The 23032-nt window shown below is 59.8% G+C and carries 20 protein-coding genes and 1 tRNA gene; 13 read left to right on the top strand and 8 right to left on the bottom strand.

Annotated elements, in window-relative coordinates:
* The first annotated feature begins 18 nt into the window (after positions 1-18).
* The 6 genes from ROI90_RS04650 (at position 19) to ROI90_RS04625 (ending at position 6265) form a co-directional block, all read left to right on the top strand.
* Entirely contained in the window at positions 19-945 is a 927-nt protein-coding gene (locus ROI90_RS04650; RefSeq protein WP_315997166.1) for a phosphoribosylaminoimidazolesuccinocarboxamide synthase, read from the top strand.
* A gap of 26 nt (positions 946-971) precedes the next feature.
* The gene (locus ROI90_RS04645; protein WP_315997165.1) at positions 972-1355 is read left to right on the top strand and encodes a nuclear transport factor 2 family protein; all 384 of its coding nucleotides are present in this window, start codon (positions 972-974) and stop codon (positions 1353-1355) included.
* A gap of 29 nt (positions 1356-1384) precedes the next feature.
* The gene (gene purD / locus ROI90_RS04640) at positions 1385-2671 is read left to right on the top strand and encodes a phosphoribosylamine--glycine ligase (protein WP_315997164.1); all 1287 of its coding nucleotides are present in this window, start codon (positions 1385-1387) and stop codon (positions 2669-2671) included.
* Positions 2610-3281 (top strand): phosphoribosylglycinamide formyltransferase, encoded by a 672-nt coding sequence (gene purN, locus ROI90_RS04635; RefSeq protein WP_315997163.1) that lies wholly within the window; start codon positions 2610-2612, stop codon positions 3279-3281. Before purD ends, purN begins: the two co-directional genes overlap by 62 nt.
* A 60-nt stretch (positions 3282-3341) precedes the next feature.
* A complete protein-coding gene (gene purF / locus ROI90_RS04630) occupies positions 3342-4847 on the top strand; it encodes an amidophosphoribosyltransferase (protein WP_315997162.1) in 1506 nt (501 codons plus the stop codon).
* A 191-nt stretch (positions 4848-5038) separates the two neighbouring features.
* Complete coding sequence (locus tag ROI90_RS04625) at positions 5039-6265, top strand: AIR synthase-related protein (RefSeq protein WP_315997161.1); 1227 nt, start codon at positions 5039-5041, stop codon at positions 6263-6265.
* Positions 6266-6786: 521 nt separating this feature from the next.
* Here the strand turns inward: ROI90_RS04625 and ROI90_RS04620 are convergent.
* Positions 6787-6996, bottom strand: coding sequence for a heavy-metal-associated domain-containing protein (locus ROI90_RS04620; protein ID WP_315997160.1), 210 nt, complete (start codon positions 6994-6996; stop codon positions 6787-6789).
* Between the two features lie 168 nt (positions 6997-7164).
* Between ROI90_RS04620 and ROI90_RS04615 the strand changes: the two genes are divergently transcribed.
* Together ROI90_RS04615 and ROI90_RS04610 are read left to right on the top strand one after the other, a co-directional pair.
* Positions 7165-7698 carry a DUF4240 domain-containing protein gene (locus ROI90_RS04615; RefSeq protein ID WP_315997159.1) on the top strand — a complete coding sequence of 178 codons (534 nt, stop codon included), beginning with the start codon at positions 7165-7167 and terminating at the stop codon, positions 7696-7698.
* Between the two features lies 1 nt (position 7699).
* Positions 7700-8377, top strand: a complete 678-nt coding sequence (locus tag ROI90_RS04610) for a hypothetical protein (RefSeq protein WP_315997158.1) — start codon at positions 7700-7702, stop codon at positions 8375-8377.
* Between the two features lie 50 nt (positions 8378-8427).
* On the opposite strand, the gene ROI90_RS04605 is transcribed toward ROI90_RS04610, so the two are convergent.
* Positions 8428-9915, bottom strand: a complete 1488-nt coding sequence (locus ROI90_RS04605) for a nicotinate phosphoribosyltransferase (RefSeq protein WP_315997157.1) — start codon at positions 9913-9915, stop codon at positions 8428-8430.
* Positions 9916-9982: 67 nt separating this feature from the next.
* Between ROI90_RS04605 and ROI90_RS04600 the strand changes: the two genes are divergently transcribed.
* On the top strand, positions 9983-10660 hold the full coding sequence (locus ROI90_RS04600) for a DUF1345 domain-containing protein (protein WP_315997156.1): 678 nt from the start codon (positions 9983-9985) through the stop codon (positions 10658-10660).
* Here ROI90_RS04600 and ROI90_RS04595 read toward each other — a convergent pair.
* Positions 10655-11032 carry an STAS domain-containing protein gene (locus ROI90_RS04595; protein ID WP_315997155.1) on the bottom strand — a complete coding sequence of 126 codons (378 nt, stop codon included), beginning with the start codon at positions 11030-11032 and terminating at the stop codon, positions 10655-10657. The genes ROI90_RS04600 and ROI90_RS04595 overlap by 6 nt on opposite strands.
* A 286-nt stretch (positions 11033-11318) precedes the next feature.
* Here ROI90_RS04595 and ROI90_RS04590 point away from each other — a divergent pair, with 286 nt between their 5' ends.
* Complete coding sequence (locus tag ROI90_RS04590) at positions 11319-11987, top strand: response regulator transcription factor (protein ID WP_315997154.1); 669 nt, start codon at positions 11319-11321, stop codon at positions 11985-11987.
* Between the two features lie 141 nt (positions 11988-12128).
* Here the strand turns inward: ROI90_RS04590 and ROI90_RS04585 are convergent.
* Positions 12129-12200 (bottom strand) — tRNA-Arg (locus tag ROI90_RS04585).
* A 133-nt stretch (positions 12201-12333) separates the two neighbouring features.
* On the opposite strand from ROI90_RS04585, the gene ROI90_RS04580 reads away from it, so the two are divergent.
* Positions 12334-13488, top strand: a complete 1155-nt coding sequence (locus ROI90_RS04580; protein WP_315997153.1) for a DUF2652 domain-containing protein — start codon at positions 12334-12336, stop codon at positions 13486-13488.
* 219 nt (positions 13489-13707) lie between these two features.
* Here the strand turns inward: ROI90_RS04580 and ROI90_RS04575 are convergent, their stop codons facing one another.
* Complete coding sequence (locus tag ROI90_RS04575) at positions 13708-14949, bottom strand: Pycsar system effector family protein (RefSeq protein WP_315997152.1); 1242 nt, start codon at positions 14947-14949, stop codon at positions 13708-13710.
* A gap of 353 nt (positions 14950-15302) precedes the next feature.
* Here ROI90_RS04575 and ROI90_RS04570 point away from each other — a divergent pair, with 353 nt between their 5' ends.
* Complete coding sequence (locus tag ROI90_RS04570; protein WP_315997151.1) at positions 15303-19208, top strand: metallophosphoesterase; 3906 nt, start codon at positions 15303-15305, stop codon at positions 19206-19208.
* Between the two features lie 124 nt (positions 19209-19332).
* Positions 19333-20460, top strand: a complete 1128-nt coding sequence (locus ROI90_RS04565) for a DUF6268 family outer membrane beta-barrel protein (protein ID WP_315997150.1) — start codon at positions 19333-19335, stop codon at positions 20458-20460.
* Positions 20461-20553: 93 nt separating this feature from the next.
* On the opposite strand, the gene ROI90_RS04560 is transcribed toward ROI90_RS04565, so the two are convergent.
* The 3 genes from ROI90_RS04560 to ROI90_RS04550 all read right to left on the bottom strand — a co-directional run bounded on the left by ROI90_RS04560 (position 20554) and on the right by ROI90_RS04550 (position 22388).
* Positions 20554-21285, bottom strand: a complete 732-nt coding sequence (locus ROI90_RS04560; protein WP_315997149.1) for a GAF domain-containing protein — start codon at positions 21283-21285, stop codon at positions 20554-20556.
* Between the two features lie 168 nt (positions 21286-21453).
* On the bottom strand, positions 21454-21651 hold the full coding sequence (locus ROI90_RS04555) for a hypothetical protein (protein WP_315997148.1): 198 nt from the start codon (positions 21649-21651) through the stop codon (positions 21454-21456).
* A gap of 173 nt (positions 21652-21824) precedes the next feature.
* Complete coding sequence (locus tag ROI90_RS04550; protein WP_315997147.1) at positions 21825-22388, bottom strand: transposase; 564 nt, start codon at positions 22386-22388, stop codon at positions 21825-21827.
* Positions 22389-23032 lie beyond the last annotated feature (644 nt).

The raw sequence follows: 23032 nt of genomic DNA, 5'->3' as shown, positions 1-23032 counted from the left end.
GGGTGAGGCACCAACCCTATGAACACCCTCAACCACTTCGATACCCCGCAACTCGAGCTCCTGCACCGCGGCAAAGTCCGCGACTCGTACCGTGCCCCTTCCGGTGAGCGGCTCATCGTGGTAACCGACCGGCTGTCGGCCTTCGACTCGGTGCTGGAAACGCCGGTGGCGCACAAAGGTGCGGTGCTGAACGGGCTGGCGGCTTTCTGGTTCGACAAAACCCAGCACATCATCCCAAACCACGTGATTTCGCTGCTCGACCCGAACGTGACGCTGGCCAAGGAGGCCGAGCCGATTCGGGTGGAGATGGTGGTGCGGAACTACCTCACGGGTTCTATGCTGCGCGGCTACCAGAGCGGCCAGCGGACCTTCTCGGGCGTAACGGTGCCGGACGGTTTGACTAAACATCAGAAGTTCCCCGAGCCCGTTGTGACCCCGACCACCAAGGAGGAATCGGACCGCGAGATTACACCGGAGAACCTAGTGTCGGAAGGCTGGGTGTCGGCGGAGTTGTATGAGAAGATGCGGGTGAAGGCGCTGGAGTTGTTCAACTTCGCTTCGCAGTGGATGGCGGAGCGCGGCATCATCCTGGTGGACACCAAGTATGAGTTTGGCCTGCTCGATGGACAGCTGATGCTAATTGACGAAATCCACACGCCCGACTCCTCGCGGTTCTGGAGCGCCGAAGACTACGCCCGTAATCCCGAGGGTGTGGAGCAGATTGATAAGGAATACGTGCGCCAATGGCTGATTGCCAACAAGCAGAACGGCCAGTACCCCCGCGCCCTCACCCCCGAAGTTTCCGCCGAAGCCACCCGCCGCTACCTCGATATCTACGAGCGTATCACGGGCAGCCCACTGGTTACCGGCAATGAGGCTGGCGGCGACGTGCGGGCCCGCCTTGTAAGCAACTTGGTGCGCGCCGGTATTATGAAGGAAGCCTAAACTGCTGGCGCTGTAAGACAAAGCCCATGGACGTTGCGAAACAGAAACAACTCGTGCAAGACTACATCCAAGCGTACAACCGCTTGGATGTGGACGGTATGCTGCGCCATTTGCACGAGGAAGTGGTGTTTCGCAACATCTCCAACGGCGAAGCAAACCTGACCCTAACCGGCAAAGAAGCCTTCCGCCAGCAGGCGCAGCAAGCCTTGCAGTACTTCTCCCAGCGGGAGCAGCGCATCACGGAGTGGCAAGTAGCCGACAGCCGCGTGGAAGTGCTGCTTGATTACTCCGCCGTTGCCGCTATGGACTTTCCGAATGGCTTGAAGGCTGGCGACACGTTGCAGCTACAAGGCAAGTCCGTTTTTCAGTTTGCTGATGAATCGATTGTTTCCATTGACGACATCAGCTAGCCGCATCCTACGCCTAACCACTTATTCCTTTGAGCAACAGTAATAAAACCATAGTACTCCTCGGCGGCGGGGCCCGTGAACATGCCATGGCGTGGAAGCTGACCCGCGACGGGGCCACCGTGCACGTGCTGCCCGGCAACGCCGGCATTCTGAATAGTTACCCCAACATCAGCGCCACTGACTTTCCGGCCATCCAGAGCTTCTGCGAAGAAAATGGCGTGAAGCTGATTGTAGTGGGCCCCGAGGCTCCGCTAGCAGCCGGCGTGACGGATTACTTTGCGGGTTCTGATATCCGGGTGTTTGGGCCGGGCCGGGCGGGTGCTACGCTGGAAAGCTCCAAGGTGTGGAGCAAGGACTTTATGCGCCGCCACGGGGTGGCTACGGCCATGTCCTGGCAGTTTCGGAGCGACAAAATGGACGCCGCCCGCGCTAAAGCCGCCGAACTGAACGGCGACGTGGTGGTGAAATTCGACGGGCTGGCCGCTGGCAAAGGTGTGTACGTGTGCTCCTCGGTGGAGGAAGCCCACGCCGCGCTGGACGATTTGGCCCGCCTGCACTCCGGCTGGTTCAGCTTTCTGCTCGAAGAAAAGCTGAGCGGACCCGAAATCAGCATCATTGGCATCACCGACGGCAACCGCATCCGGCTGCTGACCCCGTCTCAGGACCACAAGCAGTTGCTGGCCGGCGACCAGGGCCCCAACACCGGCGGCATGGGCGCCTACTGCCCCGTCCCGTTCTGCGACGACAACGTGCTAGCCGCCATCCGCACCGACATCGTGGACCCCACGCTGCGCGGCCTGCAAAATGAGCAGTTCGACTTCAACGGCTTCCTGTACTTCGGCATCATGCTCACGCCGCAAGGCCCCAAGCTGCTGGAATACAACACCCGCCTCGGAGACCCGGAGGCCGAAGTGTTGCTGCCCGCCCTGGAAAGTAGCCTGCTGGAACTCATTGAAGCCACCCTCGACGGTACGCTGCAGCAAACGGTGGTGCGCCAGCGCCGCGGCTACTACGTGGGGGTGGTGCTGGCCTCGGGTGGATACCCCGCTGCCGATTTTCCTACCGGCTTCCCCATCACCGGCCTCGACCAGCTGCATCCCAGTATCCTGGCCTTCCACGGCGCCACCAAGCGCACCGAAACCGGCGAGTTGGTGACTAACGGCGGCCGGGTGCTGGTACTGGTGGGGCACGGTGAGGAGCTGGAAGATGCTGTAAATCACGTGTATCGGGAAGCAGAAAAGGTTAACTTCAAGGATGCCTACATCCGCACTGACATCGGCCAGCGGCCGGAACCAACTCTTGCAGGAAACTGGTAAGCATAGCACCCGGAAAGCGCGCCTGGCCATTTTGCTGTCGGGCCGGGGCTCCAACATGGTGGCCCTGGTGCAGGCTGTGCAAAGCGGGGTGCTTAGTGGCCTGGCTGAGGTAGCAGTAGTCTTCAGCAACAAGCCCGATGCGCCCGGCTTGGAAACGGCTGCCGCCATGGGTTGCCCCACCGCCAGCCGTAGCAGCCAAGGCTGCAAGCGGGCCGAATTTGATGCCGATGTGGTGGAGGTGCTGCAACAATATCAGCCCGATTATGTGGTGCTGGCGGGTTACATGCGCATTCTGTCGCCCACGTTTATCCGGGCGTTTGCGGGCCGCATCCTCAATATTCACCCCGCCGATACCCACCAGCATCAGGGCCTGCACGCCTACGAATGGGCGTTTGAAAACCAGCTGCCGGAAACCAAAATTACCGTGCATCTGGTTGACGAAGGCCTAGACACCGGCCCCATTCTGGCCCAGCACCCGGTTGATTTGCGGGGCACCGACACCTTAGCTGAAGTGGAGCGCCGCGGCCTGGCCGTGGAGCACCGCGTGTACGCCGAAACGTTGGCCCACTTAATCAAACAAGCACAGCCCGTTGAACACGGGTTGCACTAATACCACCCACCACCCCACCGCAGCGGCCTGACAACGGGCAACTGGCAACTGACAACTGAAATGTGCGGAATAGTAGGTTTTTACGGTCCCGATGACGTTGCCCACGACATCGTATTTGGCTTGACGGCGCTGCAGCACCGGGGCCAGGATGCGGCCGGCATAGCCACCTTCGACGACAACTTCCACCTGTGCAAAGGCAACGGCCTGATTTCCGACGTGTTCCGCAAGAAGGAGCTCAAAAAGCTGAAAGGCAACATCGGTATCGGGCACGCGCGCTACACCACCCAGGGCTCCGGCGACGCCGAGCTGGCCCAGCCGTTTACCACCAGCTACCCCTTCGGGCTGGCCATGGTGCACAACGGCAACGTCATCAACTTCCGCTCGGCCGCCAAGCGCCTGCACGAGAAGTATCACGTGCTGCCCAAAACCAGCAACGACCTGGAGCTGATCATGTACACTTTTGCCTCGGAGCTGCGCCTGAAAAACCTGGATGCGCTGTCGGTGGTGGATATTTTTGATGCCGTAGAAACCACCCAGGAGCTGGTGAAGGGCGCTTACGCCACCGTCACCATCATTGCCGGGCACGGGCTGCTGGCCTTCAATGACCCGCTGGGCATCCGGCCGCTGGTGCTGGGCCGCCGCGAAACGGAGCGCGGCCCCGTGTACGCCTTTGCTTCGGAAAGTACCTGCTTTGATTACCTGGGCTTCGAGTTTGTGGAAAACGTGGGCCCGGGCCAGGCGGTGTTTATCGACAAGGACTTCAAGGTGCACCACAAAAACCAGCAGGAGAAGCCCAAAAACTTCTGCGTGTTCGAGCACATCTACTTCGCCCGCGAAGATTCCGCCATTCACGGCCGCTTGGTGGCCCGGGAGCGGGTGCGGCTGGGCAAGATGCTGGCCCGCAAAGTGATTGAGTCGGGGATTCAGCCGGATATGGTGATTGATGTGCCGTCGTCGGGCTACTTCTCGGCCTCGGGTTTGGCCGAGGCCATTGGCGTGCCCTACCGCCGGGCGCTGGTGAAAAACAACCACATGGGCCGCTCCTTCATCGTGAGCAGCCAGGCCGGGCGCGAGGACATCGTGAAGAAGAAGCTCAACCCCATCCGGGAGTTCGTGGAAGGCAAAAAGGTGGCCGTGGTGGACGACAGCATCGTGCGCGGTACCACCTCGCGGCGCATTGTGCGGATTCTGCGCGAGGCCGGGGCCGCTGAGGTGTACTTCATCAGCAGCGCCCCGCCCATCATTGCGCCCTGCATCTACGGTATTGACATGGCCATGAGCACCGAGCTGATTGCCGCCAACTACACGGAGGAGGAAATCTGCCGCTACATCGAGGCCGACAAGGTCATCTACCAGTCAATTGAGGATTTGCAGGCGCTGTTTTCGGAGGAGAAGGGCCACGGCGGCAGCTGCTTTGCCTGCTTCACCGGCAACTACCCCACCGGCGACGTAACCAAGTACCTGCGCCATATTCAGGAAGAGCGCCAGAGCCACCGCTCCGACAAAGACAAAAAAGGTCAGCCCACGTCCGTCAGCGCCAAAGCCCCCGCGCCCACCGAGCATTAATGGTGATGACCCTAGAGCTAAGCAGTAGAAACTAGTTCCCCTCCTCAGTTGAGGAGGGGCTAGGGGTGGTTGACAATCGTTGAACATCCGCTAGCTTCCATCTTGAGCATCGTTCTACTATCACCAACCACCCCTAGCCCCTCCTCAGCTGAGGAGGGGAACTAGCTTCTAGTATTAATCTAGTTTCCTGCATGTCCACCGATACCAATTTCAAAGCCACCGCCGGCTACTCCATCGAAGAAGGCAACGCCGCCTCCAAGAACGCCTACCACTGGGCCCAGAAAACCTTCTCGACCCGCAAGGGCAAGCCTGGGGAGCCGGCGCAGGATTTGGCCGGAGGCTTCTCCAACGAAATCCGCTTCGGCGCGGAGCGGCTGGGCATCGGCTCGGATGGCATCGGGACCAAGATTGAGGTGGCGGAGCGTCTGGACCGCTACGACACGCTGGGCCACGACCTGATTGCCATGGTGGCCGACGACCTGATTGTGGCCGGTTTCGTGCCTACCAACCTCTCCAACATCATCGACGTGAACACCCTCAACTACGAGGTGGTGGACGAGCTGATGCGCGGCCTGCACGACGCGGCGCAGTTCAGCCAGATTGCCGTAACGGGCGGGGAAATTGCCGAGCTGGGCAACCGTATCGGCGGCTACCCTGGCGCCAAAATGAACTTCAACTGGTGCTCCACGGCCGTGGGCGTGCTGCATCCCCGCCTGGAGCGGCCCCTAAGTGGGGCCAACGTGCGCGCCGGACAAGCCGTCGTGGCGCTGCACTCGCCTTCCTTCCGCTCCAACGGCTACTCCCTGGCCCGCCGCGCCCTCACCAAAGCCTTTGGGGAAAAGTGGCACGAAGCGCCTTATCAGGAAGTAAGAATTAAAAATGAAGAAGTAGGAATTAGTGGTTCGGGAACGAACAGCGAGTGGCCGACTACCAGCAACCAACAACCAGCAACCAGCAACCAACAACCAGCAACCAGCAACCAGCAACTAACAACGAGCAACGCCACCACTTGGGGGGAGGTAATGCTGGCGCCTTCGCTCATCTTCTCGCCCGGCGTGGCGGCGGTGCTGGATGCTGGCCTGCCCCTGCACGCGGCGGCGCACATCACCGGCGGCGGCATTGCTGATAACTTCAAGCGCGTACTCAAAAACGGGGTAGGGGCCGAGCTGGACAACCTGTTCGAGCCCCTGCCAGCCATGCAGCAGCTGGCCGAGCTGGCCGGCATCACGCCCCAGGAAGCCTACCTCTACTGGAACATGGGCAACGGCATGCTGCTGGTAACCGATGAAGCCCAAGCCGAAGCCGTAGCCGAAACCCTGCGCCACCGCGGCTACAAGGCCCGGGTAGCCGGCCGTATCACCCCGGAGCCCGGCGTGACGCTCCGCGTAGGAGCCGGCGAGCTGCGCTACGAGGGGTAGCAGCAGTAAATCATATAGTAGAAAGAGCCCTACTTGTCAGCTATGGTAGGGAGGGCTCTTTCTATTGCATGGAGCTATTCAGGGCCGGAAACCAGTAAGACAACCACCATACTCGGTGCTGTCAGGATAGCTCAAGTGGAAATTTTTGACTTGGGTTGGCTGGTCCTTCGTAATAAAAACCTCTTCTACTACTGCTTCGCAATTTCGAGCAATATACACTAGGCTAGCATAATACGTTTTTCCAGCTGCTAACTGTACTCGATAACGTCCTGTCTTCTGTGATGTATTATCAGCAATGACTTCAGCACGTTGGTCCTTATCCTGTCGTCTGAATTCAACTCGAAAGCCGAGTGAAGTTTTGCTAGAGTTATGAGGTGGAAGTATTTTTCCCTCTAGCAGCACAGTGTTGGTGTTACTATGCCGTCTGGCATTTGCTCTATCAGAAGGCATAGCAATTTGCTGGCACGCTACGCATAGCTGCATTGTAAGTATAATGCCACTATATCGTAACCACATGATGACTAAGCAGGCTCAATATCAAACCCGGCTTGCGACACAGATTTCATAATCAGCTCGGGTATGGGGTTTGCGCCTTCCACCGTCAGGATTTTGTCGGGGTTGTTGGTGTCTACGCTCCACTTGTCCACGCTGGCTTCGGCGTCGAGAAAGGGCGTGACAGCGCGGATGCAGTTGGCGCAGTTGATGCTGGTTTTGAATTTCAGGGTAGGCATAAGAGGGAAGGGTTGGGCCGCTAATGGCTAGCGGTGGATGCAATAGACTGGTAACAACGAAACAGCAACAAAAGTAGCGACGGCCTGAGGGCCACGAAGTATAGGCTTTGGCTTCAAGAGTGCGAAGTTTTGCCGTATTTCGAAGCGCAAGTTCCTTCCTCACGTATCATGGATAACACCGCATTCTGGCAGATTATTGACACTGCAAAAGCAGCCGCGCAAGGTAACCAACAGGTACAGGAAGAAACGCTGATCAATCAGTTGGCACAGCTGGAGCCGGAGCATATAATTGAGTTTGAATGCATCCTGCGGAAACACCTGCTAGAAGCTGACCATTTCAACATTATAGCGGCTCAGAAAATCATCGACGGCTACGTGTCCGACGACCCCTATCTGTACTTCCGGTGCTGGCTGGTAGGACAGGGTGAAGCCGTGTTTACAGCGGCTATTGATAAACCCGACACGCTGGCAGCGGTGCTGGACGCCCCGTACCAGGATTTCGAAGAGCTGCTGTACGTGGCTACTGCTGCCTTCGAGAAACGTACCGGCAAAACGGAGGAAGATGATTCCTTCCCCCGGGGAGTAGCCTTGGCCCGCGGCCTAGATTATGACTTCGGCTCCGAAACCAAAGGCGAGGACTGGACCGAAAATCAGCTGCCCAAGATGCTGCCGAAGCTGTGGAAGAAGTTTGGGGTAGCATAACATGTCAGCGTCTTATCAACTGGAAAAATGGGTTTGGACCGAAGCTGACTTTGAGCAGATGGGTTGGCATGACGCCCGCATTTACGCCGTGCAGTTTGGGCAGGAAATCAGTTTCGATATTGACTATATTTTTCAGTGGGTTCAGTCAGATGAAGATGATTACTTCTCCTTCTGGGTAGCACCAGCAACGCTGATATTTCCTGAGGCAGTGCACGTTGCTTGGGCTATTGATTTTCGGCCGAATCAAGAACTGGAAATAGAACACATTAGCCGGCAGACTTCTGCAATCGGTGCTACCGTATGGTGTATTGAAACCCACCAGGGAGATATACGAATTACAGCAGAGGGCTTTCGGCAGATCATTCGGCGCCCGCCAACGCTGCAAGTTGGCCAGCAGATTACCCCGGAGGAACGAGGTGCTTCCAATTTCGACGTGACGCCGGATACAGCTTTCACGGAATCTGAGGAAGTCAGATTGTTGAAAAAAGCCGATTTCGCTTTGCGCCAAAAGGCAACAGAGGTACGGCGGATACGTCGGCAGTTGGAAGCATTACTGGAGCAACGAAGTGCCGGTGTGCTGGAAGTGAAACGATATCTGCAGGAGAAGCGCAGCTTGGAAGAAAAAATCAAGCAACTGCGGAATGAGCTGGATTCTACCGACTGGGCAAGGGAGATATAGCAAAAGCCCCGGCTGCATCAGTAGCCGGGGCTTTTGTTGTGTTGCTTAAACTATGCGGGCCGCACCGGACGCTTTTCCAGAATAAGCTGGGTACGAAAGGTGTTGAGCGACTCTTCCAGGCCCACGGGGTAGGTGTGGGGGTTGAGGAAGCGGCGGATGCTGGGGTCGAGGCTGAGTACTTCGCGGTGGGCGCGGGCCCGGCTTTCCTGGAGGGTGGGCAGCTCGTGAACCAGGTTGCCCCGGCGGAAAATGGGCTCTAGTAGTTCCCGGAAGGGGGCATCGGCGCGCACGGCGCGGCGGCGGGTGGCATCCAGCGGGTCTACGAGGGTCAGGGTGTCGGGCAGGGGCTCGGCTACGTTATAGAGCATGTCGGCGCGGGGCTGGCCTTTGTCGGTTTCGTAGCGGCGCACCTGCAAAATGCCGGGGATGCTGGTTTTGGCCAGCTGCTCGGAGAGCTTGATGGTAAAGTCCCAGCCAGAATCATCGGATTTGCGCAGAGCGGCCAGTTTGTACACACCGCCGAGGGCCGGTTGGTCGTAGGCCGTTACCAGTTGGGTGCCGATGCCCCAGGTGTCGATGCGGGCGCCCTGCTGCTTGAGGCTGGTGATGAGGTTTTCCTCCAGGTCGTTGCTGGCCACAATGCGTACATTCTCAAACCCCGCCTCATTCAGCAGGGCCCGGGCCTCGCGGCTGAGATAGGCCAGGTCGCCGGAATCCAGACGGATGCCGCCTAGCTCGTGGCCGTTGGCGCGCATCTGGCGGGCTACTTTAATGGCATGGCCCACGCCTTCCAGCGTATCGTAGGTATCTACCAGAAACACCGAGTCGTCGGGGAAGGCCTTGGCGTAGGCAGTAAAGGCTTCGGGCTCATCCTCGAAGGCCATCACCCAACTGTGGGCGTGGGTACCTTTCACCGGAATACCAAACCGCTGGCCGGCCAGCACATTGCTGGTAGCATCTACCCCGCCCAGGTAGGCGGCGCGGCTGGCTCCCAGCCCACCGTCGGGGCCCTGGGCGCGGCGCAACCCAAACTCCAGCACGGTATCAGCGCCGGCGGCCTCCCGAATGCGGGACGCTTTGGTGGCAATCAGGGTTTGAAAGTTTACCAGCGTAAGCAGGGCCGTTTCCACCAACTGGGCCTGGAGCAGCGGCCCCTGCACCCGAATCAGCGGCTCGTTGCCGAACACTACGGTACCTTCCGCAATAGCATCCACGTCGCAGGTAAATTCCATTTCCCGCAGATACTGCAGAAACTCCACCGGGAACATGGCCGCGCCCTTGCTGCTTTTCAGGCTGCCCAGGTAAGCCAAGTCATCCTCCGAGAAGCGCAGGTTCTGCAAGTAATCGACGGCGTATGCCAGACCTGCCGCCACGGCGTAGCCACCCTGAAACGGGGCCCGGCGGAAATACAGGTGAAATACGGCCTCCCGATCCTGCAAGCCCTGCTGCCAGTAGCCGTAGGCCATGGTAACCTGGTAGAGGTCGGTGAGGAGGCTGAGGGAAGGCGCGTACAGGCCGGAAAGCGGAGCTGAATTCATGTAAGCAACGGTTGAGATGCCGTAGCTTACGCAGAATATTTCAATCCGTCGGCCTCACTGCGTTTCTGTGTCTGCTCGTCAGCTTCCATTTTTCCAGCGGTTGGCGCTACTGCCCGCGTGGTTACGCCTTTCCGCCGGGCTGCTGCCGGCGGGGCTGTTGTACGGGGTGGCGCCGGCTACTTGGCCACCTATGCTGGGGCTGCTTACGGCCTGGAGCGGGTTTGCCGGCACCACGCTGCTCATTGCCTGGGCTATAATTCTTACGGCTCAGGCAGGCCATATCCGCCGCATTGCCACCCGCGAAGACCCCGGCCGGGTACTGTCATTCGGGTTTGTGCTCACGGCAGCGGTGGCCAGTCTGCTGGCGGTGGTACTGCTACTCTCTTCTATGCACACCAGGCCTGCACCCTTGCTGGCGGCGCATGTGGCCGTGGGGGGGGCGGGGGTACTGCTGGCTTGGCTGCTGGTGCACACCTTGTTCACGCTGCGCTACGCCCACTTGTACTATACCACTGATAATGGCCGGCCAGAAGGTGGGCTGGAGTTTCCTGGTAATGAATCCGAGCCCGATTACCTGGATTTTGCCTACTTCTCCTTCGTAATTGGAATGACGGCCCAAACCGCCGACGTGGGCATATCCGACCGGGTTATCCGGCGGTTGGCGCTGGTGCACGGGCTGCTTTCGTTCGGGTTCAACACGGCCGTGGTAGCGCTTACCATCAACGGGCTGGCGGGCCTGCTATGAGGCCATAGCAATTGGCCGCTGCGCCAGCGGGTGAGTGTGCTGGCAGTAGCGTTCCGCATCCAGCAAGGAGGGGACTACCGGCGGGCACAGGGCGGTAGGCAGCTTGGCCACCAGCTGGTGGGCAGCGTCACCGAGGTGACAGAGCACGAGCTGTACCTGTCGGCGCCGCAGCCGCCGGTAGTAGCGGGCCAGTACTCGCAACGCCCCGAACGAGAGGGCCGGCAGTTGGCTGCAATCAACCCAGATGCTGGGCTTCCCGCTTCGGCTGGCCAGGCGCAGAGCGTAAGAAAGCTGGGCCTCGGCAGCGGGAGCCTGTCCGTTGGTCAAAATCAGCAGGTAGCTGTTGGGCAGGATTTCACGATAGACTTCCATGGGAATTAGACGGCTAAAGAACGAGCGGAAATGCCTAGGCAAAGGGGAATTGCGGGCGGAGCAGAACCAGGGTAGCAGGCTAGTATACGTAGCAAGCTGCGCAGGGTAACTGCGTGAACTACTGATTTATAAATAAGTAATTATCCGGGAGATTTACGTAATTATCTAGCGTGCTTTTGCGGGAAACCCATTGGCCTGAAGCTGCGCTGTTACGTACTATTGTTGGCAGGCAGTAAGGCCCGCGGCGCAAACAGCGCCAGGCAGTAGCTGCTTGCGTCATAGCCTTATGATTAGAATTTTGCTGACCGATGACCATGCCATTCTGCGTGATGGAATTCGGGCATTGCTGGCCCGGGAGCCCGATATGGAGGTAGTGGGTGAAGCCACCAATGGCCAGGCCATGCTGGAGCTGCTGGCCTATACGCCCACCGATGTGGTGCTGATGGATGTAAATATGCCCGTGCTGGATGGCTTTGCGGCCATGCCCGCGCTACGGGAGCAGTTTCCGCAGGTACGGGTCTTGGCGCTTTCCATGCTCGACCACGAAAACTACGTACATCGGATGATGGAGGCCGGGGCCCTGGGGTACGTGCTGAAAAACGCCGACATCAACGAAATAACCTACGCCATTCGCACGGTAGCCGCCGGCCGGGAGTTTCTGTGCACTGAAATCGGCCTGAACCTGCTGCGCCGGGTGGTGCAGCGCCCCGCCGAAACCACCCTCGGTACTCTGCCCGTTAGCAAGCGTCCGGACACTGCCGTGGAACTGTCGGGCCGGGAGCTGGAGGTACTGCGGCTGATTGCCGAGGGCTTCACCAACCAGGAAATTGCCGATCAGCTGTTCACCAGCAAGCGCACCATTGAAACCCACCGCCAGAACATCATCGAGAAAACCCAGGCCAAAAACACGGCGGCCCTCATCCGCTACGCCATGACGCAGGGACTCATTGAGTAGGTATTCAGCGCAAAGCCCCGTGTCTACAAGCACCCGTCTGCCACGGCTGCCACAGCCCGTCCGCTCCCGGCGCTCCGCCTACTCAGGAAATTCATATCGGCATAAATAAAGCCCGTTTCTAGCAAGGAAACGGGCTTTTTGTGGCCGCGGCGGGAATCGAACCCACATCTAAAGTTTAGGAAACCCTCATTCTATCCGTTGAACTACGCAGCCGGCTACTCTGGCCACAAAGCTACGCTGAAAGCAGCGGCTGCCCAAACCGGCCGGCTCTGGTGCGGCGTATAGGAAGCCGGGCGGCGGCCGGGTATCTTCGTGCGGCCATTATTGATTTCGCTTTTTCGGGTATATGGGTGTTTTGGATGAATTGCGGAACCAGCGCCGGGCGGCCGGTTCGGCCTCGGGCTCTGCCGCCGATGGGCAGCAACCAGCCCTGCTCCTCATTCCCGACATCAGCGGCTTTACGCGCTTCATTGAGGAGTCGGGCAACCCCCAGGCCCCGTTTCTGGTGGCTGATTTGTTGGAAATTCTCATCGAAGCCAATATTCTGGATCTGGAGGTCAACGAAATTCAGGGTGACGCGGTGCTGTTTTACCGCCTGGGGCCGCCGCCTACGGCCGAGGAGCTGGTGCGCCAGTGCCGCCGGATTTACCTTGATTTTCAAAACTACCTGCGCTTGGTGGAGCGGGATACGGGCTCGGCCCTGGCGGCCTCTTTGCATGAGCTAGCCCTGACACTCAAAATAGTGGTGCACTACGGCCGCGTGAGTGTGGCCCGTATACGGGAGCACACCAAGCTCATGGGCCGCGACGTGATAGTGGTGCACCGCCTGCTGAAAAACAACGTGGCCGGGGCCGAGTACATTCTGCTCTCGGAGGGCTACACCAGCACCCAGCCTGCTCCCGAACTGGCCCGGGCCTTCTCCTGGACGCGCCTGCTGCCCGGGGCCACCTACTACGAGCACATCGGCGAAACGCCCTACCACTACGCCCACCTCTCGCCGCTGCGGCTGCTGCTGGCCGCCTCCAGCGCCGCCGAGCAGGAGGCCCGGCCCGGCTGCGCCCTCAAAGTCCGGCGCGTACTGCCCGTGCCGGCTCCGTACGCGCTGCGCGTTATCAGCAACTTTCGGCTGCGCCCCCGCTGGATGCAGGGCGCTACCGCAGTGCACTATGATGTGAGCAAGGCCGGCCGCCTGGGCACCAGCTACAAAGCCGACGTATTCAGCGGGCAGATTGATTTTCAGACGGTGCAGTGCCTGGAGGACGAAGACGGCCGCATTACCTACGTGGAAAAGATTTCCCACTTCCGCCTCTTTCCCAACGCCCTGCTGTTCTACTGCCTCGAAGCCGTGGACCTGGATAGCTGCCTGCTCACGCTGGAGCTGCGCTATGGTCACGTAGCCAGCACCCACCGGCTCATTCGCTTTGGGCAGCTGCGCCGCCTGCACCGCTTCCTGGGAGGCTCAGTGCAACAGTTGGCCAGGCTGGTAGGGGAGAGGGGGTAGGAAGGTGTGCGGGTAGGAGGGTAAGAGGGTGTGCGGGTAGGAGGGTGTGCGGGTAAGAGGGTGTGCGGGTAAGAGGGTGTGCGGGAATAGGAAAGATGTCATCCTGAGCGCAGCGAAGGACCTTGCCACGTCTGAACGAAACCGTTGTTACGTGATAAGGTCCTTCGCTGCGCTCAGGATGACATCTTTCCTATTCCCGCACACCCTCTTACCCTAGACTTACGCCTTATACAGCAGGGCAATGCCGAAGGACAGGGCCGTAAGAATGAGGCCTACCATGAAAATGGTGTAGCTCAGGCGCAGCAGCCGGTACTTCTTGGTCAGCACGTCGCCGAGGTAGTAAATGTCCGTTACCATGTTGGTATACAAGGCATCCTTCTGGCCCATGATTTCCGTCATGCCCTGCTGGAAGTTGTCGAGGCTGAGCTTGCTGAAATTGCCAAAGAACAGCAGGTTTACGCGGCGGTTGGTGGCAATTTCCGGGCTTTTCTTCAGCCATTTAAAGCTGGTAACATCGGGCTGGGCGCAGAGAATGGCGGTAATGACTGAGCCCAGAGCCGTAGCCAGCAAAATGCCCATCGGTACCGAAATAACCGGGTTCCGGATGATGCCCACGTTGCTCAGGGCGGCCGTTTTACTGCCCAGCTTCGCCCCAAAGTAGGTAATGATGAGCGACATGAGCACCGCGTTCAATGAAATCATCATGTTGGCCTTTTTATCAGCCATGTCCGAGAGTTTCATGTGGTTGCTGTACATCGTCCGGAACATGGTTTCGATGCCGCGCTTGGGCTCGGCGAAGGTGCCGTTGGCTTCTTCGTCCTTCTTCTTTTTCTTCTTTTCCGCCTTCTTCAGCTGCTTGCGCTGCTCCTTGATATTTTCCTTGAGCTGCTCCTCGTACCGTTCCCGGGCCACTTTGGTGTAGTACTTGCCGCCCAGCAGGAAGGCCAGCTGGTTTTCGGCCCAGTCGGAGTTGGAATAGGCCTTGCCTTGGGTGGCCTCCCACTCAGCTCGCAGCAGCTCCCCGTTGGAAAAAAAGTCGTCGCGGCCCATGTTGCTCATGTCGGCATCCACCAGCAACTGTTCCAACTCGGTTTTTCGGTCTGAGTCGCGGTGCGTGGCCTTAATGAGCTGCTGCACCAAGGCGGTGCGCTCAGCGGGGTAGCCCTGCTGGCTCAGCCACTCGCCGGCCAGCTCCGCGCTCCGGAACTCGTGCCCATCGTAGGTATCCAGGTAGCCCACATCGTGAAACCAGGCGGCCAGCACCAGGGCTTCCAGGTCGGCCTCGCTGAGTTTGGCGGCTTCCCCCAGGGCGCGGGCTTCTTTTACCACCGTGGCCGTGTGCTTGGGCGAGTGGTACACCAGTTGGGCGGGCAGTTTTTCCTCCAGCAAAGCCTGCACGTAGGCTTTGGCGTTTTGTATGATTTCGGCCTTGGCCGGCTTTTGAGTAAGAATAGGCTCCATTGGGGCGAAAAAACAACGGGGAAAAGCAACAACAGGCTGTGCGGCTTACAACGCGTTTCGGCGCGCCAGGTTGTTGAGGTGAAAAAGATGGGTGGAGTAAGTATAAGGTATAACGCCCAATGCCCGTTCCAGGTGCCGTACCTAGCCTGGGGCGGCGCGGTAAAACGAGCGTCTGGTGCCAATTCTTGGTTGGCCCAACCGTAGCCCAGTAATTTGCGTACCGCACCGCACGGCCAAGTATGGCTGCTGGAAACAACCGCAACCGAGCGGTTTGCCGTATTTCTGACTATCACGCTTCCCGCGCTGGCACCGGCCGGCGGCATTGCCTTCGTGCTACTTCCCTCTCTTCTTATATGAGCAGACATTTCCTGTCCTGTTGCCTGCTGCTGGCTCTGTACGGAGCGGCCGCGCCTGCGGCCCTGGCGCAGCAGAAAACCCAAACCGCCCACCCAACCCGCCCCAACTACCGCAAAGCCGGCCTGAACTGGGAATCGAAAACGCCCCCGGACAGCACCCGCATCCGCTACACCGTCTTCCTGATCGGGGACGTGGGTAAGCCCATTGCTGAGGCGGAAGGTGGGGAACCCTCCCTGAACTACCTGCGCAAGCAAATACTGGCCGCCGGCAGCAAAAGCACCACCGTTTACCTCGGCGACAATATTTACGAGTACGGCATGCCCGAGGCCAAAGCCGCCGACCGCAAGGAGTCGGAGCGGCGTATGATAGACCAGCTCAAGGTGCTTCGCGACTATCAGGGTGAGAAGTATATGATTCCGGGCAACCACGACTGGAAACAGGGCCAGCGCGGGGCCGTGGACCAGGTGAATCGGGAGCAGTTCTTCGTAGAAAACTACCTGCAGAGCGACTCAGCGGCCTTCCCTTACACCGGCGACTTTTTCATTCCGCGCGACGCCTGCCCCGGACCGCTGGAAATCCGCTTGCAGGACAATCTGGTACTCATTGCCATCAACTCCCAGTGGTTTCTGCAAACCTCCGGGGAGCGGCCCTACGGGGCCAACAGCGGCTGCGGCGTAGCCAACGAAACCGACTTCTTCACGCAGGTGGAGGACATTATTCAGCGCAACGCGGGCAAGAACATTATGGTGGTGGCCCACCACCCGCTGTTTTCCGATGGTATTCACGGCGGCTATTTCACCCTGGGCGACCATTTCTTCCCGCTCAGCATTGTGTACAAATACGCCTTTGTGCCCCTGCCCATTATTGGCTCTATCTACCCCTTTGCCCGCAAGTACGGCGGCATAAGCCAGGATATTCCGCACCCCTTGTACCAGGCGTACAAGAAGGGGCTGATGGATATTTTTCAGAAGTACCCCAACGTGGTGTACGCCGCCGGCCACGAGCACAACCTGCAGTATTTCAAGGAAGGCAACCTCAACCATATCGTGAGCGGCTCGGGCTGCAAAACCCAGCACGTGAAGCCCGGCTCGGGTGGTGATGCGCTGTTCTCGGACAAGGAGAAGGGTTTCGCCCGCGTGAATTACTACGACAATGGGGAGGTGTGGACGGAATTTTACGTGCCGGAAGGTACCGGCCAGACCGGCCGCTTGGTGTTCCGCACGCCCATGTATGCCCAGCAGGAAGTAGTGGCGGAAGGTCCCACCAAAATTGTGGGCCCCCGCCCCAATTTCCGCGACTCTACCGTGACGGTGGCCGTAAACCCAGGCTACGACGACCGGGGCCGGTTCCATAAGTTTCTGTTTGGGGAGCACTACCGCAAGGAGTGGGCCACGCCGGTGAAATTCCCGGTGCTGGACCTGGCCACCGAGAAAGGGGGCCTCACGCCCTACAAAATTGGCGGCGGCAAGCAAACGGCCTCCCTGAAGGTACGCAATGAGGAAGGCCGCAACTTCACCATCCGCAGCCTCAACAAGGACCCCTCGGCGGTGCTGCCCGAAGCCCTGCGCACCGGCGCGGCGGCCGATATTCTCCAGGACCAGATTTCGGCCCAGCACCCGTTCAACTCCATCGTAATTCCGCCCCTGGCCGATGCGGCCGGTATTCTGCACACCAACCCCGAGCTGCGCTACATCCCCCAAGACCCCCTGCTGGGCCAGTACCTGGAGCGGTTTGGCAATACGCCGGGCGCCATTGAGGAAGATGCCAAGGACGACCAGAGCAACGTGGAAAGCCTGGGCAACGCCAAAAACCTGGTGGGCACCGACAAGGTGTTTGAGCGCATCACCGACGACAACGATAACCGCGTCAACGAAAAAGCCTTTGCCCGCTCCCGCCTCTTCGATATGTGGATTGGCGACTGGGACCGGCACGAGGACCAGTGGCGCTGGGCCGAGAAAAAGGACAAGGACGGGGACCGGAAATTCACGGCCGTGCCCGAGGACCGGGACATTGCCTTCTTCAAGGGCGACGGGCTATTTCCCTACCTGGCCTCGCGCAAGTGGGCTATCCGCAACTTCCAGAACTTTGGCAAGGACTACGCCGACTGGAAGGGCCTGAACCTGACCGCCCTCAGCAACGACCGGGTGTACCTGGCTTCCGTAACTAAGGAGCAGTGGGTGAAGCAGGCCGAGGAAATGAAAGCCGGCCTCACCGACGAGGTAATTGAGAAGGCCTTCAGAGAGCGGTGGCCTCAGCAGATTTACGCCCTGCACGGCCCCGAAATCATTGCCAAGCTGAAAAGCCGCCGGGAGCTGCTGCCCCAGGTTGCCGCCGACTACTACGAGGTGCTTAGCAAGGTAACGGAGGTAAAAGGCTCCAAAAAGCGCGAGAAGTTTGTGGTGGAGCGCCTCGAAGGTGATAAGACGCACGTAACGGTGCAGAAAATCAACAAGGAAGGCGAACTGACCAAAATGCTCTTTGACCGCACCTTTGATAACAAGGTGACCAAGGAGCTGCGTCTCTACGGCTTTGAGGGCCGGGACCTGTACGAGGTGAAAGGCGACGTGAAGAGCGGCCCGCTGGTACGCATCATTGGGGGCCTCGACCGGGACTCTATCGTGGATAACTCCAACGTGGCCGGGTTCCGCCACCGCCTGCACATATATGATGCCGACTCGGGCAACGTGATTGTGCCCGGCAAGGACACCCGCCTGCGCCTGGAGCCCGGTATTGACGTGAGCCGCTACGACGTGCATAACCGCACCGACCGCAAGGACTACACGCTCAACTATTTCGGCCCCACGGCCTACTTCGGGTACAACATTGATGACCGCCTGTTCCTGGGTGGGGGCGCGGTGTACCGCACCTACGGCTTCCGCAAGGCCCCGTATGCCACCGAGCAGAGCCTGGCTGCCAACTATTCGCCTTCCCAGAGTGCCTATAACGTGCGCTACCTGGGCCACTTCGTGGATGTGTTCGGCAAGACGGATTTGCGCCTCACGGCCCAGCTCTATGGCCCCCAGCTGCTCTACAACTTCTTCGGCCTCGGCAACGACACCAGAAACATACTGGCTGATGGGGATGAGCGGGCCCGCAACCGGGACATCAACGACACTTACCGTGTCCGCTTTTCGCGGCTGTACGTGGCTCCCATGCTGGAAAAGGACATTTTCAGCTTCCTGAAGTTTGGTATCGGGCCGCAGTACGACCAATTCCGGATTGACCGGGCGCAGATTGGCAGTGAAATTGGGGGCGACAACCTGGACGCCGCTGGCAACGGCAAAGAAGGTACCGCCGCCGCGGGTATCCGGGCTTCTGACTTTGGGTTGAACCGCTACGTGGGTGGTAAAGCCTATTTGAACCTGGATGCGGCCAGCTCGCCCAAAAACCCCCGGATTGGCCTGCGCTGGTACAACTCCGTGGAGTACAACCACCAGCTCAACGGCGAGAAGCTGGATTATGCCCGTCTGGCTACGGAGTTCCGGGCTTACGTCTCCCCGAACTTCCCCTTCCAGCTTACCTGGGCCGGCCGCATCGGGGCCAACCGCAACCTCGGCGACTACCGCTTCTACCAGGCTAACACGCTGGGCGGCACCACTAACCTGCGCGGCTACCGCCGCACCCGCTACGCCGGCCGCAGCTCGGTGTACGGTAACGCCGAGGTGCGTATTCAGCTCTTCAGCTTCAATGCCTACGTGGTGCCCGGCAAGTTCGGCATCCTGGGCCTGGCCGACGCCGCCCGGGTGTACACCTCCCGCGACACCCAAACCGGCCTGAAGGCCTTTCACACCGCCGTGGGCGGGGGTGTGTGGGTAGATGTACTCAAGCAGGCCGTCATCAACGCCACCTATTCCGTAGGCGAAGAAAACCTGGTGTTCGTCGGCTTCGACTTTCTGTTTTAGTTGTCAGTTGCTGGTTATCAGTTGTCAGTTGCTAGTTGTCAGTTCTGCTTACTGTTGACAACTGACAACCAGCAACTGACAACTAATAGCTCATTCTTCTCCCGCTCTCCTCTCATCCTTCCGTATGCCCCCATTTTCGACGCTCATTGGGCGTGTTGTTCGTCCGCTTGCTGCTGCCGTGTGCGTGCTGGCGGCTGGGGCGGCGCAGGCGCAGGTAACGCCCTCCACGCCGCCCGTGTACCCGCCGCCGGCTCCGCCCGCCTCCGATACCACCGCCGCCGACCAGGTGGGTCGCGACCAGGAGTTTGCCACGCCCTCGGTAATTGGCATGGGGCCCAGCAAGGGCCTGATTTTCCACTACGAGCGCATGCCCCGATTCAACGTGGCTTCCGACGGGCAGGCCGTGGGCTTGCAGGATTATAAGTCGCAGGCTGAGAAGAACGCCCGACTGGTGATTAAGGGCTACATCCCGTTCTGGAACCGGCCCCACCTCAAAATGCTGCTCGGTATCAATTACGAGCGGGAGGAGTTCAAATTCCGCCAGTACCCGACGGGGTATGAGCTGTACGACAACATTGAAGATAAGGGCCTCAAAACCCTGGGCGCGCAGCTGGCCATCATCCGGCCGGTAAATGCCGTGAACTGGTACATCTTCCGCCTGAAAGGGGAGCTGAGCGGCGACTATACCTCCCAGGGCGTGAACGTGGCCGACTACCTGCGGGTATCCTCCGAGTTCCTGTACGGCTGGAAGCGCAGCCCCACCTTTTCCTGGGGCGTGGGCCTGCAACTGGGCTACACCTTCGGGCGGCAGAGTATTTACCCGGCCGTGCTCTATAACCGCACCTTCAACGACCGGTGGGGCGTGGAGGCCATCTTCCCGGCCCGGGTAACGGCCCGCTACAACGCCTCGCCCAAGTCGTTGTTCTTTGCCGGCTACTCCGTGGATGGCTTCAACTACATCATCAAGCTGCGGCAGCCCCTGCGCCGCGCCGACAATATTGCGCTGCGTACTCTGGAGCTGCGCGAAACCGAAGTGAAATTCCGGGGACGCTGGGAGCGGGAAATCTATGACTTCCTCTGGTTTGGGCTGGAAGGCGGCTACCGCTACAACTACGCCTTCGATGCCTTCGACCGCACCAATAACGACCGGACTAAAATCATCGACTCCAAGCTGGCCGGGGCCCCCTACGCCTCCGTGGAGCTGTTCATTGTGCCCCCACGCAAATTCCTGAAGAAAACGGTGAACAAGTAAGCGCGTGTACGCTTGCCCAGCCGCCATACACCAAAAAGCCCCCGTTGCGTGCAGCAGCGGGGGCTTTTGGTTTGTACGGAGCGGCTTAGCAGCTTAAGGCAGCCGGGTTACTCTTCGCAAGGCCATGTCAATCTGCCGGCTCAGCGTGTCGGCCACAAAATCGGCCTCTTCCGCTATGGACTGCTGGTACTCCACGGCCGATTCGGAGGCGGCATCGGTTTCCCATTGCAACAGCTCCGATAAGGTATCCAGGCGGGTGAGCGACTGGTCGAGGTGCTGGTAGAGCTGCAGCCAGATGGCGCTGGCATTCACGGGCTGCTTGGTCTTCAGCAGCAGGCGCAAATCCAGCAGCTGCATCACCACGTCGGCCAGCTTCTGGAGGCGGCCCTGCTCCTGGGCGGAGAGCTGGCGCGGGTTCCGGTCAATTACGCACAGAGCCCCTACGGGCACGCCCTCGGTGGTGCGCAGGGGCGTACCGGCGTAGAAGCGCAGCTGCAAGGCATCGGCCACTGTGGGGCTGACCAGCTCGCAGGGTTTCTTCTGCAAATCCTCGTAGATGGTCACGTCTCGTTGCAGAATAGCTACCGAGCAAAAACTCTCGTCGCGGGCTACCCGCTCGGCACCTGCCAGTCCAAAGTTGGCCTTAAACCACACGGTGTCCTGCTCCACCAGCGAGACTAAGGCAATGGGCACGCTGAACAGCTTGGCGGTGAGGCGAACCAGCTCATCGAACACGGCATCCGGCACACTACCCAGCACTTGGTACGGCGCCAACGCTTGCAGGCGCTGGGCATCATCTTCAGGAATCAGGGAGGTAAACGACATACACAAAGCTACTACATTCTTCCTGCTGAGCTTCTGTAACAATGCACCAAACGGCCACCCGTACAGGTAGAGCCCTGGCCCGTTGAGCTAGCCTGTGCGGACAGTAACGCTTCGTACTACCACCCGGAACGTCATGCAGCGCGCAGCGCAGCATCTTGCACGCCAACGTTACAACGACAATCCCGACATCAGCACGCGAGATGCTTCGGCAAGCTCAGCATGACGTTCCAATACTTTCGAAACAGCTTCGGCGCTATGTGGGCCTGCTTGCCCGATAAAACGTCCCGGTGCGGCGGCGGCAAGCCGTCGGGCCGGTTGTCGTTTGGAGCCGTTTGCATAGCCGGGCAGCCAGCACCATTGCATCATCAGCAGGCAATAATGGACTTGGCCGGCCCGGTCCGGCGGGCGGAGCCCGTCGGGCCGGTTCTCATCAGGCGGCGGTGGTACGTCGTCGTTCGGGTGTGAGCTTACTTCAACCGGCCCGACGGCTTCCCGCCGCCGGACCGGAGCGTTTATCGGCTCGGACCGGCGGCACCGGGCTAGCGGTGGATATACTGCGCGGGTATCATGCCGATGGCCTCAGCCCGGAACGCTGACTGAGTGGGTGGGAGGTCCAGGTAGAGCCGGGCAGTTGCCTGTTGGCAGAGGCTACCGTTGCGGTAACCCGCATAGTCGCGGTAGGAGCTGTACGGCCACTCCTCCAGGCTGCGGACCAGGCCGGCCCGGACAGGATTCTGGTGCAGGTAATGAAAGCAGGTGCGCGGGTAGTCGGCCTCATCGAAGGAAAGTAGCCGGGCTTTGGTTTTTGCCTGGAACAAGGAGCCGGTACGCTGCCGCTGCTGGTTGATGGCCTGGGCATACGAGCCCAGCACGGTACCAAACGCGGGCAGCAACGGATGCTGCTCCTGCGGACTGGGCGAGGACAGTACCAGAAAGTGAAAGTGGTTTGGCATCAGGCAGTACGCCAGTATCTGGGCATGCGGCACCACATGCGTGCGAATCTTACGCAGGAAAAACAGATAGTGCTCCGGGGTAAAAAAAATGCGCTGCTGATTGTTGCCCCGGTTGTAGATATGGTATAGGTGCTCCGGCTGAATAGTCATGTAAGTAAGATACCCCCCAGCCGAAACACTAGCAACCGGCATGCCCGGTCCGGCGGCTTTTTCAGCCGTTGGGCCGGTTGTCGCCTGCTGATGGTATAGCGGCCCTACCAGCCGACCGGCTGCCGGCGGCCCCGGCGGCGCTACCGCCAACCAATAGGCTACCGGAACGGCCCGGTCCGGCGGGCGGAGCCCGTCGGGCCGGTTCTCGTCAGGCGGCGGGTGGTACGTTGTCGTTCGGGTGTCAGCTTACGTCAACCGGCCCGACGGCTTGCAGCCGCCGGACCGGGCCGTCCAGGCCGACGCGGCTAACTAATAGGCTACCGGAACGGCCCGGTCCGGCGGGCGGAGCCCGTCGGGCCGGTTCTCGTCAGGCGGCGGGTGGTACGTTGTCGTTCGGGTGTCAGCTTACTTCAACCGGCCCGACGGGCTCCGCCCGCCGGACCGGGCCGTTCAGGCGGACGTTGCCAATCAGTAGGCCGTGCCGGCTTTCTGGTTCCCGCAAAAGACGAACGAGTTCGGGTCGGACCCGAACTCGTTCGTCTTTTTGGCTTTCTGGTTGGCCAAGGTGGCCTACTGGTTGGCCGGCGGCGTGAACGGGTTGCCCGCCACGACGAACGAGTTCGGGTCCGACCCGAACTCGTTCG

The organism is Hymenobacter endophyticus (genome assembly GCF_032464715.1).
In the GTDB taxonomy this organism is placed as follows: Bacteria; Bacteroidota; Bacteroidia; order Cytophagales; family Hymenobacteraceae; genus Hymenobacter; species Hymenobacter endophyticus.
The sequence above is the reverse complement of the archived record's forward strand: the minus strand, read 5'-3'. Positions and strand labels throughout refer to the sequence as shown.

Excerpts from the sequence above, each read along its gene's own strand:
- ROI90_RS04650 (WP_315997166.1), top strand. The coding sequence starts at position 19 with ATGAACACCCTCAACCACTTCGATACCCCGCAACTCGAGCTCCTGCAC.
- ROI90_RS04645 (WP_315997165.1), top strand. The coding sequence starts at position 972 with ATGGACGTTGCGAAACAGAAACAACTCGTGCAAGACTACATCCAAGCG.
- purN (WP_315997163.1), top strand. The coding sequence starts at position 2,610 with ATGCCTACATCCGCACTGACATCGGCCAGCGGCCGGAACCAACTCTTG.
- purF (WP_315997162.1), top strand. The coding sequence starts at position 3,342 with ATGTGCGGAATAGTAGGTTTTTACGGTCCCGATGACGTTGCCCACGAC.
- ROI90_RS04625 (WP_315997161.1), top strand. The coding sequence starts at position 5,039 with ATGTCCACCGATACCAATTTCAAAGCCACCGCCGGCTACTCCATCGAA.
- ROI90_RS04620 (WP_315997160.1), bottom strand. The coding sequence starts at position 6,996 with ATGCCTACCCTGAAATTCAAAACCAGCATCAACTGCGCCAACTGCATC.
- ROI90_RS04615 (WP_315997159.1), top strand. The coding sequence starts at position 7,165 with ATGGATAACACCGCATTCTGGCAGATTATTGACACTGCAAAAGCAGCC.
- ROI90_RS04610 (WP_315997158.1), top strand. The coding sequence starts at position 7,700 with ATGTCAGCGTCTTATCAACTGGAAAAATGGGTTTGGACCGAAGCTGAC.
- ROI90_RS04605 (WP_315997157.1), bottom strand. The coding sequence starts at position 9,915 with ATGAATTCAGCTCCGCTTTCCGGCCTGTACGCGCCTTCCCTCAGCCTC.
- ROI90_RS04595 (WP_315997155.1), bottom strand. The coding sequence starts at position 11,032 with ATGGAAGTCTATCGTGAAATCCTGCCCAACAGCTACCTGCTGATTTTG.
- ROI90_RS04590 (WP_315997154.1), top strand. The coding sequence starts at position 11,319 with ATGATTAGAATTTTGCTGACCGATGACCATGCCATTCTGCGTGATGGA.
- ROI90_RS04580 (WP_315997153.1), top strand. The coding sequence starts at position 12,334 with ATGGGTGTTTTGGATGAATTGCGGAACCAGCGCCGGGCGGCCGGTTCG.
- ROI90_RS04575 (WP_315997152.1), bottom strand. The coding sequence starts at position 14,949 with ATGGAGCCTATTCTTACTCAAAAGCCGGCCAAGGCCGAAATCATACAA.
- ROI90_RS04570 (WP_315997151.1), top strand. The coding sequence starts at position 15,303 with ATGAGCAGACATTTCCTGTCCTGTTGCCTGCTGCTGGCTCTGTACGGA.
- ROI90_RS04565 (WP_315997150.1), top strand. The coding sequence starts at position 19,333 with ATGCCCCCATTTTCGACGCTCATTGGGCGTGTTGTTCGTCCGCTTGCT.
- ROI90_RS04560 (WP_315997149.1), bottom strand. The coding sequence starts at position 21,285 with ATGTCGTTTACCTCCCTGATTCCTGAAGATGATGCCCAGCGCCTGCAA.
- ROI90_RS04555 (WP_315997148.1), bottom strand. The coding sequence starts at position 21,651 with ATGATGCAATGGTGCTGGCTGCCCGGCTATGCAAACGGCTCCAAACGA.
- ROI90_RS04550 (WP_315997147.1), bottom strand. The coding sequence starts at position 22,388 with ATGACTATTCAGCCGGAGCACCTATACCATATCTACAACCGGGGCAAC.